At 70.5% G+C, this 13,143-nt stretch carries 3 protein-coding genes and 1 pseudogene; 3 read left to right on the top strand and 1 reads right to left on the bottom strand.

Features of this window, described 5'->3' with window-relative positions; genetic code table 11:
- Positions 1–216 precede the first annotated feature (216 nt).
- Positions 217–1,635, bottom strand: coding sequence for an FAD-dependent monooxygenase (locus tag ACZ7OI_RS10620; RefSeq protein WP_470263921.1), 1,419 nt, complete (start codon positions 1,633–1,635; stop codon positions 217–219).
- A gap of 618 nt (positions 1,636–2,253) precedes the next feature.
- Between ACZ7OI_RS10620 and ACZ7OI_RS10615 the strand changes: the two genes are divergently transcribed.
- From ACZ7OI_RS10615 to ACZ7OI_RS10605, 3 genes and pseudogenes are all read left to right on the top strand, one after another.
- On the top strand, positions 2,254–3,495 hold the full coding sequence (locus ACZ7OI_RS10615; RefSeq protein WP_470263920.1) for an MFS transporter: 1,242 nt from the start codon (positions 2,254–2,256) through the stop codon (positions 3,493–3,495).
- Between the two features lie 999 nt (positions 3,496–4,494).
- Positions 4,495–5,739 carry a serine hydrolase domain-containing protein gene (locus ACZ7OI_RS10610; protein WP_470263919.1) on the top strand — a complete coding sequence of 415 codons (1,245 nt, stop codon included), beginning with the start codon at positions 4,495–4,497 and terminating at the stop codon, positions 5,737–5,739.
- 74 nt (positions 5,740–5,813) lie between these two features.
- Positions 5,814–13,142: pseudogene (locus tag ACZ7OI_RS10605) on the top strand (amino acid adenylation domain-containing protein); the annotation flags it as partial.
- Between the last annotated feature and the right edge of the window lies 1 nt (position 13,143).

Below are 13,143 nucleotides of genomic sequence, written 5' to 3'. Positions count from 1 at the left end.
CAGTGCGCACGGCCCCCAGGCCGTGCGCACTGCCCCTCCAGACGCCGACGCGATCCCGCGGTTGGGTCGAGTTGAGGGGGTGGTGGTTTTGCTGGGTTTTGTTGGTCTGGGCGGGTGTGGGGCTCGGTGGGGTCTGGCGGGTAGAGGAGGGGGTGGCAGGAGTCTGCGGGGGCTGGGCGGGGTGGGTGGCGTTCGGGTTGTGGTGTTCGGCGGTGCTTAGGGGGCTGGGGTGGGGTGGCCGAACCAGTGGGTTAGGTGGGTGTTCAGGTCTTGCTGGTTCTCGCCGATCCAGGCTACGTAGCCGTCTGGGCGCAGCAGGAGGGCTGGGGCGTCCAGGGGGGCGGCGGGGGTTGTGGCTAGGTCTGTGCGGTCGGTCCAGCCTTTGACGTTCAGGCGTTCGGTGCGGTCCAGCACCAGGCCTCGGCCTTGGTGCAGGCGGTCGTAGAGGCGGCCCGGTTTCAGGTCTAGGTCGGGGAGGCGGCGGCCTAGGAGATCGGGGCCTTCGCCGAAGTCGTAGCGGAGGTCGATCGCGGTGATTTTCCCGATCAGGCGGCGGTTGACCTCGTCGAAGTCCATCAGTTCGGCGAGCAGCTTGCGCACGGCTCGCGGTCCTGCTTCGGCGGACGACAGTTCCATCTGGGCGCGGGTGTTGTCGAGGACGTCCGCGGCGACCGGACGGCGTTCGGCCTGGTAGGTGTCCAGCAGGGGGGCCGGGGCCCAGCCTCGGACTTGCGCGGCGAGCTTCCAGCCGAGGTTGAACGCGTCTTGGACGCCCAGGTTGAGGCCCTGCCCGCCGGCGGGCGGATGGATGTGCGCGGCGTCGCCGGCGAGCAGCACCCGGTCGACGCGGTACCGCTCGGCCAGGCGGGTGGCGTCGCCGAAGCGGGACAGCCAGCGCGGGGAGTGCACGCCGAAGTCGGTTCCGGCGATGGCGTGCAGTTGGTGTTTGAAGTCCTCGAGGACGGGCGGCGCAGAGCTGATTCCCGCGGCCGGGATCACCACGCGATAGAGGCCCTCGCCTACTGGGCTCAGCATGAGGCGCTTGTCGGTTTCGCGGATCTCGGCCACCTTGGCGGCGATCTCCTCCTGCGGGGCGGTCGCGGGCATCTCGCCCATCAGGGTTTCGGTGCGCGAGGGTTCGCCGGGGAAGCCGACGCCGAGCAGTTTGCGCACGGTGCTGCGGGCGCCGTCGCAGCCGACGAGGTACTTCGATCGCAGCCGTTCGCCGTCGGTCAGTCCGACGGTCACCCCGTCCTCGTCCTGGTCGAAACCGGCGACAGCGCGGCCGTGGCGGACCTCCGCGCCCAGTTCGATCGCATGGTCTTCGAGCAGGCGGACGACGACGGGCTGGGGGATGCCCAGCAGGTACGCGGAATCCAAGCCCTGGGGCGCGGGTTTGGGGATGCCGGCGAAGATGCCGCCTACGGGACGTTGTCGTCCGTGGTGGAGGACACGGTCCAGCAGTCCGCGCATCGCGAGTTGTTCGAGGCTGCGGATGTGCAGGCTGACGATGCGGGCGAGCGGGAGCGGCTCGATTTCCTTCTCCAGGACTAGGACCCGCACGCCGTGCAGCCGAAGCTCGGCGGCGAGCATCGCGCCGGTCGGGCCGCAGCCGGAGATGATGACGTCGATCATGAACCACCTGTTCGTTCGGTTTTTTTGGCGGCAGCGCGGCTGATTGCGGTGTTTCCGGACGCGGAGGCGTGCGGCTGGCGTGCATCCGGCCGTGGTGGATCTGCTGTGGTGCATCCGGCTGCGGTGTGCCTGGCCGTTGCCGGACCAGCCGCTGTCCGCTCAGCCGCGTGGTGTTCGGCTGCGTGATGTTCAGCTGGGTAGTGCTCGGTTGGGTGGTGCGTGGCTGCGTGGTGTTCGGCTGGGTAGTGCTCGGTTGGGTGGTGCGTGGCTGCGTGGTGCTCAACTGGGTGGTGCTCGGCTGCGCAGTCCGTGGCTACGGCGCGCCCGTCCGGCCGCGGCGCGTTCGGCCAAGCTGAATCCAGCCGCGGCGCGTCCAGCCAAGGTGCGTCCAGCCAAGGTGCGTCCAGCCAAGGTGCGTCCAGCCGTCGTGCGTCCACGTCGGCAGATGGACCCGCCGGGCTGATTCCGGATTCGCGCAGGACTTGGCATCGGCGGGCCAGTCTGCGGCGCCCAGGAACCCGCGGCAAGCGAAATACGACGACGGCACCACGAAACATTCGATGTAGCTCCAGCCTACATGATGGCGAACACCTGTTCGAGTCGGGAACCATCCCGGACATGAAGGAATCCGACCCCCGAACCAAACTCCCCGCCGCGTACTGGCGGTTGTGGTGGGCCTCGGCGGCGGACAACGTCGGCGACGGAATCTTCGCCGCCGCCGTTCCGCTGCTGACGGTCACGATCACCCGCGATCCGGTGCTGGTCTCGGTCGTCTCGGCGGCGACGTACCTGCCCTGGCTCCTGCTCTCCCTGCCCGCGGGCGCGCTCGTCGATCGGCGCGATCGGGTCAGCTTGCTGTGGCGGTCGCAGGCCCTGCAGGCGGCGATCGTCGCGGTGGCCGCCGCGACGATCTGGCTGGGGCGGATCGACATCGCGGGCCTGGCGGTCATGGGGTTCGCGCTCAGTGCGTGCGAGGTCGTGTTCGCCAGCGCGTCGCTCGCGGTGGTGCCGGACCTTGTCTCCGAGACCCAGTTGCATCGGGCGAACGGCAGTCAGTACGCGGTCGCCAATGCCGGGCAGCTGTTCGTCGGGCCGCCAGTCGGCAGTCTGCTGTTCGCGGTCGCGGCGGCGTTGCCGTTCGGCGTGGACGCGGTGTCGTTCGTGGTGTCCGCCGTGTTGCTCGCGACGCTCCCGAGGCGCCGGTTGCCGCAGGTCGTACAGCCGCCGATGCGGGTCGCGGCGGCGGAGGGGGTGCGCTGGCTCGGGCGGCACCGGTTGTTGCGCGTGCTGGCGGGACTGCTGGCGGTGAACACCTTCTGCTACCAGCTCGGCAATGTGACGGTCGTGCTGCTCGCGACGCAGATCTTGCACGTCGGCGAGCGCGGTTACGGCGTGCTGCTCGCGGGGGCCGCGGTCGGGAGTGTGGCCGGCGGGATGGTCAACGCGCGGGTCGTGGCGAAAATCGGGGCGCTGCAAGCGTTGCTGACCGCCTTGGTCGCCAACGTGGTGGTCTTCGTGCTCATCGGCGCCAGTCCGAACGCGGTGGTTCTCGGTGTCCTGCTGGGGATCAACGGATTCGCCACCACGCTCTGGAGCGTGGTCACGGTCAGCCTGCGCCAGCAGGAAGTGCCGGCGGAATTGCGCGGGCGGGTGCACAGCGTCTACCGGATGCTGGGCTGGGGATTGATGCCGCTGGGATCGCTGGCGGGCGGGCTGGTCGCGGACCTGGCCGGCATCCGGGCGGCGTATCCGGTGGCCGGTGCGGTGCGAGGGATCGCGTTGGCCGTCGCGTTGCCGGTGCTTCTTTCGGCGATGCGGGCGGGGAAGAGGTCCGGGGGAACGGACGCGCGGGAAAGGTGACGGAAATGTCCTGAGTGGACGTATTCCGGAACCGCACAGGTCGCGGGTCAACGATCGGGAAACGGACTGCATGGTTTTCTTTACCGTCCTTATGGGAATAGTCCGCTTATTGGCAGCGTGCCGACAGTGGGCATTTCCTCCGCGCCGGGCAAGAAGGCGGTTCCGCTGTTCGGCTATTGGTCGCGGAGAAGCTGCAACGTTTCGGTCGGCGGGGGCGACTGTGCGAGCGGAGGTGCTCGTGAAGGAATCGGCGGAGGCACTGCGCGCTCGAGCGGGACTCGAACATCGGAAGAGCGGGTTGCCCGGCGGTAAGCGCCAGTGCCGCGGCGTGCCATTCGCGCGGCGGTCCGGGACCGGGAATTCCGCTTGGCGGGGAACTGCCGGAATTTTCCGGTGATCGGGTGAGGTTTAGCGGACGGATTCTCGGATTTCCTGAGATCGACTTGTCCCGCTACCTGTCCGGGAACGTTATCGGCGAAGGCGGACGGTGATCTTTTGCCGGAATGCGGCCGAAGGCGCGTCCGTGGCCGTGATGTTGCTGCGGTCGGGGCAACGGCGACGGCCGTTGGCACCACTTCTTTGGTGGTGATCGCCGTTCCGGCGGCACCGGGAAAGGCGGGTTTACGCTGGTCGGCGCAACCGGAATCGCTGCGGTGCGCGGGAGGAAGATCCGCCGAATGCGAAGACTGATCTTCCGCTTATCTGTGTTCGCCCCGAGGTGTGAGTCCGTTGTTCATATTTTAGAATGCTCTCGGCAATGTGTGACGCAGGGTGCGAGCCGGTGTTTGCGGGAGTCCTTCGTTTGGCGGTTGCTGGAGCGCGACGGCGCTAGGCAGGGTATGGATTCCAGCGCGGGTCTGGGCTTGATGGCGTCCGCGTTGTGCTGGGGCTAGTGCCGCGCGAGCGGGGGGCAATTCCTCGAGCGGCTCCTACGAGTATTCGAAAGGTCTGGTCATGCACTCCCGGAAAGAAAGATTCGAAGTCCCGAGACCGCGCCCGGTGCCTGGCGTCGGCAGTGCGGACCGGCTGGCCGCGGTGCTCGCGCGGCTGGCCGTCCGGCATCGGGTGCCGGGAGCGCAGGTCGCGGTCTGGTCCGGCGGCGAGACAGTAGTGGTCCAGACCGGTGTCGAAGGCCGCGGGCGGCCGATGCGCGAGGACTCTCGGGTGCCGATCGGCTCGATCACCAAGGTGGCGACCGCGACGCTGGCGATGGTGCTCGTCTCCGACGGCGATCTCGAGCTGGACCAGCCGGTCGGCGAGATCCTCGGCGATCCCGCGCTGCCCGGGTCGCTGACCCTGCGCGGGCTGCTGAGCCACACCAGCGGACTGCCGTCGGACCCGGCCGACGCCGCCGGCAGCTGCCGGAAGGAAGTGCGGTCCGCGGAGTTCGTCTGCGAGCCGGGGACCGCGTTCTCCTACTCCAATCTCGGCTACGCGCTGGTCGGCCAGCTGATCGAGGACGTCACCGGGATGGGCTGGCGCCAGGCGGTCGAGTCGATCCTGTTGCGGCCCTTGGAGATCGAGCCGGTCTACGTCGACAGCCCGGGCATCGCGACCGGGCACGCCCGCGACGGCGAGCGCCCGCTCGCGCAGGTGCTGCCGCCGATGCTGGACCCGGCGGGCGCGCTCGCGCTGAGCGCGCGCGACCTCGTCGCGCTCGGGCGGGTCCACCTCGGCAAACCGGGGCTGCTCGACGTCGTGACCGCGAGCGACCTGCACCGGCCGGTGCAGGGCGCGGAACCGTTCGGCCTCGCGGACGGCTGGGGTCTGGGCCTCGCCTGCTTCGGGGACGAGGAATCCCGCTGGCTCGGGCACGACGGAACGGCCGACGGCACCTCGTGCCACCTCCGGATCGACCAGGCGGGCGCCTGCGTGCTCGCCCTGACCGCCAACGGGGCGGGCGGCACCGACCTCTGGCACGACCTGGTCGAGGAACTGCCGGAATTCGGTCTCCCGCCGCACCGCGTCCAGGCTGCGGAATCCTGCCCGATTCCCCTGCCGGACGGCGATTTCGGCAGCTATCGCAACGGTGCCATCACGTACACCGTCCGGCCGGACGCCCTCGGCGGCGCGTGTCTCGACGTGGACGGCGACGTCTTCCCCGAACTGACCCGGTACGCCGACGGCACGTTCACCGTCCGCGATCCGGCGACCGGCCGCGCCACCCCCTGCGGCCGGTTCCGCGGCGAACCCGGCGCGGCGGCTGCCGTCGAAATCGGCGGCCGGCTCGCGCGGCGGTGCTGAGCGGCCCGGAGAACTCCTCGTCCCCTCCCGCGGCAGGCGGGATCCCTTGGTGTGCCCGGAAGGTAGCGAAAACCATGACCGCCCAAGACAACCCGGCCGAAACGGATGCGACCGCCGGCCTGCCGGCGCTGTTCGCCGCACGGGCGCGGTCGGCTCCGGACGCCGTCGCCGTGGACGGCGCGGTCCGGCTGACCTACGCCGAACTGGCCGACGAGGCGGGGCGGCTCGCCGCGTACCTGCTGCGGCTGGGGCTGCGCGCGGAGGACCGGGTCGGGGTGCTGGCGGAGCGGTCGGCCGGGCTGATCGTCGCCGAACTGGCCGTGGTCGCCGCAGGCGGGGCGTACGTGCCGCTCGACCGGCGCGCGCCGGACAGCCGGTTGCGGACGCTGCTGGTCGAAGCCGGGGTCAGCGTGCTGCTGACCGACGACCCGGTCCGGGCCGCGGAAATCCACAGCGGACACATAGCGGTGCTCGGGCGGCCGTTGCCGGGAGCGGAGTTCCCTTCGGCGACAGGGCATCCGGACAACCTGGCCTATCTGGTGCACACGTCCGGATCGACCGGCAAGCCCAAGGGAGTCGCGGTCCGGCATCGGGACGTCGCGGCGCTCGCGGCCGACCGGAGGTTCGCGGGGGACGCGCATCGGCGGGTGCTGGTGCACTCTCCGGCCGCCTTCGACGCCTCGACCTACGAAATGTGGGTGCCGTTGCTGAACGGCGGCACCGCGGTGGTCGCGCCGCCCGGAGACCTTGACGTCGAGAGCCTCCGCGAGGTTCTTTCCCGGTACGACATCGGTGCGGTCTGGTTGACGGCGGGCCTGTTCCGGGTCGTCGCGCAGGAAGCGCCGGACTGTTTCCAGGGCGTGCGAGAGGTCTGGACCGGCGGCGACGTCGTCCCGGCCGGGGCGGTGCGCCGGGTGCTGCGCGCCTGCCCTGGCGTCACCGTGGTCGACGGGTACGGCCCGACCGAAACCACCACCTTCGCGACGGCGCACGCGGCCCAGTCGGCGGACGTGACGGCGATGCCGATCGGCCGCCCGCTGGACGACGTCCGCGCGTATGTGCTGGACGACGCGTTGAATCCGGTCGCGTCCGGGGCGCCCGGCGAGCTGCACCTGGGCGGCGCTGGTCTGGCGCGCGGGTACTGGGCGCGTCCCGGGGCGACGGCGGAGAAGTTCGTCGCCGATCCTCTCGTGCCCGGCGAGCGGATGTACCGCACCGGCGACGTGGTCCGCTGGAACGACGAGGGCGAGCTGGAATTCCTCGGCCGCACCGACGATCAGGTCAAGATCCGCGGTTTCCGCGTGGAACTCGGCGAAATCGAGACCGTGCTCGCCGCGGACGACACCGTCGCGGAGGCCGTGGTCGTCGCGCGGGCGGACGGGCCGGGCACGAAACGTCTCGTCGCGTACGTCGTGCTGGTTCCGGACACGCCGCGAAAGGACCTGAAAGCCGTTGTCTCGGCGGTATTGCCGGACTATCAGGTGCCTTCGTCGGTTGTCGTGCTGGACGCGCTTCCGTTGAGCGCCAACGGAAAGGTCGACCGGAAAGCGCTGCCCGCGCCCTCGGCGGAACCGGCGGATGCCGGGACTGAGCCGAGGACGGACATCGAACGCGTCGTCGCCGAGATTCTCGCGGAAGTGCTGGGCCTGGACCGGATTGGCGTCGACGACGATTTTTTCGCCCTGGGCGGTGATTCGCTTCTGGCGGTGCAAGCGTTGTCCCGCTTGCGCGGGACGTTCGGCGCGGACCTCTCGGCGCGGGCCCTGTTCGACGCGCCCAGCGTGGAAAAACTCGCGGAGGCCCTGGAAAACGGACCGCGCGCCGAGCAGGCGATTCCGGTCGCGGCACCAGCCGAGCTGCTGCCGCTGTCCCCGGCGCAGCGGCGGTTGTGGTTCCTCGACGAAATGACCGGCGGCAGCACCGAATACAACACTGGCGTCGGTATCCGCCTGTCCGGTCCGCTTGACCTCGAAGCTCTGCGCGCCGCGCTGGCGTCTCTGTGCGCACGGCACGAATCGCTGCGCACGACCTTTGAATCCGTTGAGGGACAAGGGATGCAGCGGATCACGCCGACCGGGACAATCCCGTTGGGCATAGCGGATTCCGTCCCGGACGACGACGTGCTGAAGGCCGAACTGAGCGAACCGTTCGACCTCCGGACGGGGCCGTTGACCCGGGCCGTGCTGTTCCCGCTCGCCGCGGACGAGCACCTGCTTCTCCTGTGCCAGCACCACATCGTCACCGACGGCCGGTCGATTTCCGTGCTCACCGACGAACTTCTCGACCTGTACGGCGGCAAGTCCCTGCCTCCGCTGCCGCTCGGCTACCAGGACTACACCCGGTGGCGCCTGGCGTCCGAGCGTCTCGACCAGGTCGGCTACTGGCGCGAGGCGCTCGACGGCCTCGAACCGCTCGCGCTCCCGACCGACCGTCCGCGGCCCCCGCAGCGCACCACGGCAGGCGCGGTGCACCGCCACGACCTGCCCGCCGAGCTGGTACGCCGGGTCGCGGAAGCAGGCCGGGCGCAGGGCGCGACGCTGTTCATGACCCTGACCGCGGCTGTCCAGGCCGTCCTGGCTGCTTACAGCGGCCAGCGCGACATCGCGGTCGGCACGGCGGTGTCCGGACGCGACCGGGCCGAACTGGAGCCGCTGACCGGATTCTTCGTCAACACGCTCGTGCTGCGGTCCTCAGTGGACGGTGCGCAACCGTTCGACCGTTTCCTGGCGGAGTTCCGCGAGACCGCGCTGGCCGCGTTCGCGCACGGCGACGTCCCGTTCGACCGCGTGGTGGAGGAAGTCCAGCCGGAACGCGACCCGTCGCGGACGCCGTTGGTCCAGGCTGTCGTCGTCCTGCAACGCCCGCTGGTGTCGGCCCGTACGGTCGCCGGGCTGCAGGCGAGCGAGTACCCGCTGCCTCGGCCCTCGGCGCGTTTCGACCTGGTGGTGGAGTTCTGGCCGCGACCCGACGGGCTGCGCGTCACCGTCGAGTACGCCACTGCTCTCTTCGACGCCAGCACCGTCGAACGTCTCGCGCGGAGCCTGGAAATGCTGCTCGCCGGGATCGCCGCCGACCCGTCGCGGCCGGTGGGCGACCTCCCGCTGCTCACCGTCGAGGACCGCCAGTTCCTGCTTCCCGGCCAGGCCGAAAGCGTGCTCGCCGAGAAAGTGCCGGAGCTGTTCGACCGCTGTGCCGAACAAAGGCCAGACGCCACAGCGGTGGTGTGCGGCGACGTCAGCCTGAGCTACGCGGAGCTGCGGTCCCGCGCGAATCGCCTCGCGCAGCACCTGGTCCGGCGCGGCATCAGGCCGGAGGAGCGGGTCGGCGTACTGCTGGACCGCTCGGCCGACCTCGTCGTGGCCGTGCTGGCGATCCTCAAGGCAGGCGCGGCCTACCTCCCGTTGGACCTGCGCGCCCCGGCCGATCGCCTGCGCCGCGTCCTCGATGGAGTGTCGCTGGTAATCACCGACGACACGTGGCACGACACGGCCGTCACTGTCCACAAGGGAACGTCGCTGGTTGTCAAGGACGTCGACGAGCCATCCACCACACCGAAAATCACGCTGAGCGAACAGAATCTGGCCTACGTCGAGTACACCTCGGGCTCCACCGGCGTCCCGAAGGGCGTGGCCGTGCGGCACGCGGACGTCACGGCACTCGCGACCGACCCGCGCTTCTCCGGCCACGAACGGGTGCTGCTGCATTCCCCGCTGGCGTTCGACGCCTCCACTTACGAGCTGTGGGTACCGCTGCTCAACGGCGGCACCGTGGTCGTCGCACCGCCCGGCGACCTGGACGCCGACGTGATCCAGCAGCTGGTCACCGAACACCGGCTCACCGCACTCTGGCTGACCGCGGGCCTCTTCCGGCTCTTCGCCGAGGAAACGCCTGAATGCTTCGCCGGACTGCGCGAGGTCTGGACCGGCGGCGACATCGTGCCGCCGCCCGCCGCGCAAAGGGTTCTCGACAGCTGCCCCGGCATCGCCGTCGTGGACGGTTACGGCCCGACCGAGACCACCACCTTCGCCACGTCCTTCCGGATCACGACCGAAGTTCCCGACGTCATCCCGATCGGCACGCCGCTGCGGGACGTCCGGATCCACCTCGTCGACGACCGGCTCCGGCTGCTGCCGCGCGGCGCGGCCGGGGAGGTGTGCATCGCGGGAGCCGGGCTCGCGCGTGGCTACCTCGACCAGCCGGGCCTGACCGCGGACCGGTTCGTCGCCGCGCCGTCCGGCAACCCCGGCGACCGGATGTACCGGACCGGCGACCTGGGCCGGTGGCGCACCGACGGGACGCTCGAATTCCTCGGCCGCGTGGACGATCAGGTCAAGATCCGCGGCTTCCGCGTCGAACCGGCCGAGATCGAACGCGCACTGGCGGCCGAAAAAGAGGTGACGCAGGCGTTCGTCGCGATCCGGGCCGCCGGCGGACGCAAACAGCTGGTCGGCTACGTGGTCCCGGCCACGGTGGACACCGAAGCGCTCCGCCGCGCCGTCGCCCGCACGCTGCCGGACTACATGGTGCCGTCGGTGCTCGTCCCGCTGGCCGAGTTGCCGCTCACCGCCAACGGCAAGGTCGACCGCCGCGCCCTGCCGGAGCCGCAGACCTCCAGCGAGCGCACGGTCGCCCCGCGCACCGAACGGGAGGCCGTGCTCGCCGGGATCTGGGCCGACGTGCTCGGCCTCGACCGCGTCGGCGTGGACGACAACTTCTTCGCCCTCGGCGGCGATTCGATCCTGAGCATCCAGGTGAGCGCCCGGGCCCGGCACGCGGGGCTCAGCGTGACCACCGCCGACCTGTTCCGCCATCAGACGATCGCCGCGCTCGCCCCGACGGTCGGCGAGGCCGCGGCGATCCCCGAGCGCGGCCCGGAGAGCGGCGACGTCGTCCTGACCCCGATCCAGCATTGGTTCTTCGGGCTGGCCACGGACCGCTTCGACCAGACGATCGCCGTCGAGCTCCCCGCTGACGTCGACCTGACCGCGCTGATCTCCGCGCTGGCTGCGTTGTCCGAGCAGCACGACGCGCTGCGGATGCGGTTCAGTCACGACCGCGACGCTTGGCATCAGCACAACACCGCCGTCGGCGACGGGCACACACTGCTGCGGTGGTCGCTGTCCGGCGAGCCGCGGACGCTGCACCTGGCCGCGCACCACCTGGTGGTCGACGGCGTTTCGTGGCGGTTGCTGCTCGAAGACCTCGATCGCGCCTACTGGCAGGCCGTGCGCGGCGAACCGATCGACCTCGGCCCGCGGTCGACGTCCTTCCGCGAGTGGGCGGGCCGGCTGGCCGAGCACGCGGAAGCGGGCGGCTTCGACGACGAACTCGCGCACTGGTGGGAACTGCCCGCGCCGACACCGCTGCCGGTCGACGGCACGGCGGAGAACACCTTCGGCCGGGCCCGCGTCGTCACGGCCCGGCTCACCGCGGACGAGACGCACGCCTTGCTGCGCGAGGTGCCGCAGGCGTACCGGACGCAGGTCAACGACGTGCTGCTGGCCGCGCTGGGCCGGGTGCTGGGGGACTGGACCGGGCACCCGCCGGTCGTCGACCTCGAAGGGCACGGCCGCGAGGAGCTGTTCGACGGCGTCGACCTGTCGCGGACGGTCGGCTGGTTCACCAGCATGTTCCCGGTGGCGCTGGACGTCCCGGACGGCTGGGGCGCTGCGCTGAAAGCCGTCAAGGAGCAGCTGCGCGCGGTCCCGCGACGGGGGATCGGCTACGGCGCGCTGCGGTATCTGGCCGGGTCGGCGCCGGTGATCGAACCGCAGGTTAGCTTCAACTATCTCGGCCAGTTCGACCTGCCCGGAGACCTCTACCCGGCCCTGCGCCGAGAACTCTCGCTGGACGTCGCGCCGGACACCGTCCGGCCGCACCTGCTGGAGGTGGTCGGCCGGGTCGAGGGCGGCGAGCTGGAACTGGCCTGGCATTACGCCGAGGGTGTCCACGAAGAGTCCACTGTGGACCGCCTGGCCGCGGCGATGACCGAGGCATTGCGCGAGATCGTGCGGCATTGCGCGGAGCCGGGCGCGGGCGGGCGGACGCCGTCGGACTTCCCGTTGGCCGGGCTCGACCAAGCGCGAGTGGACGATCTGGCTGGCGACGGCCGGGACGTCGAGGACATCTACCCGCTGACGCCGATGCAAGCCGGGATGGTGTTCCACGATCTCGCGCAGCCCGGCGACCGGGTCTACTTCGAACAGGTTTCGTTCACTGTGGACGATGTCCCCGATCCGCGGCGATTCGGCGAGGCCTGGCAGCGGATTGTCGAGCGGACTCCGATCCTGCGGAGCCGGATCGTGTGGGACGGCGTGCCCCAGCCCCTGCAGATCGTGCACCGCGAGGTCGAACTTCCGGTGTCCTATCTGGACTGGTCCGCTGTAGACGCGGAAGAGTCCCTGAAGCACTTGCTGGAGCAGGACCTGGCCGAAGGGTTCGACCTGGCCCAGGCTCCGCTGGCACGGCTGGCCATCGCGCGGGAATCCGCCACGAAGGTGCGTGTGCTCTGGACGTTCCACCACGTCCTCCTCGACGGCTGGAGCGTCTTCGGCATCCTCTCGGACGTCGTCGCCCTGCTGCGTGGCGAGGAACCGCCTCTCCGGCGGCCGTTCCGCGACTACGCGGCCTGGCTCGCCGCTCAGGACGATGAGCGCGCCGAGGAACATTGGCGGGCCGAACTCGCCGGAGCGACGCCGACACCGTTGCCTCTCGAGCGTCCCGCCGTCCGCACGCACACGTCGAGTTCGACCGGCCGGATTCCGCTGGAGCTGGACGACGAGACGTCCGCTGCGGTGTACGCCTTCGCGCGGCGGCACCGGCTGACGGTCAACACCGTCGTCCAGGGCGCGTGGGCCGCGTTGCTGGCGCGCTACAGCGGCGAAACCGAGGTGTGCTTCGGCGCGACGGTGTCCGGCCGTCCGGCGGAATTGCCCGGCGCGGACGACATTCCCGGCATTTTCATCAACACCCTGCCGGTGCGGGTCCGGCTCGACGGCTCGCGTGCGGTCGCGGACTGGCTGCGCGATCTTCAAGCGGCGCAAGCGGAATCCCGCCGCTTCGGGCACGTCGGCCTGACCAAGCTGCAGGCGTGGAGCGGCGGCGGCAGCCTGTTCGACAGCATCGTCGTGTTCGAGAACTACCCGATCGACGAGGTGTCCGAGCTGCGGGACGTCCGCGCGGCCGAGCGGACCAGCTACCCGCTGGGCGTCGTCGCCTATCCCGGGCGCCGGCTGTCGCTGATCCTCACGCACGACCCGGCACGGATCGGCGACACGGCGGCGGCAAGGCTCGCGGCGCATCTCGAAGCGCTGGTCCGGGGCATGATCGCGGCCCCGCACGAGCCGGTCTCCCGGGTGCCGATGCTGTCCGGGGACGAGATCGAGCACCTGCTCGCCGAGCGGA

It is taken from the genome of Amycolatopsis sp. NPDC114503 (assembly GCF_055633655.1).
The sequence above is the reverse complement of the archived record's forward strand: the minus strand, read 5'-3'. Positions and strand labels throughout refer to the sequence as shown.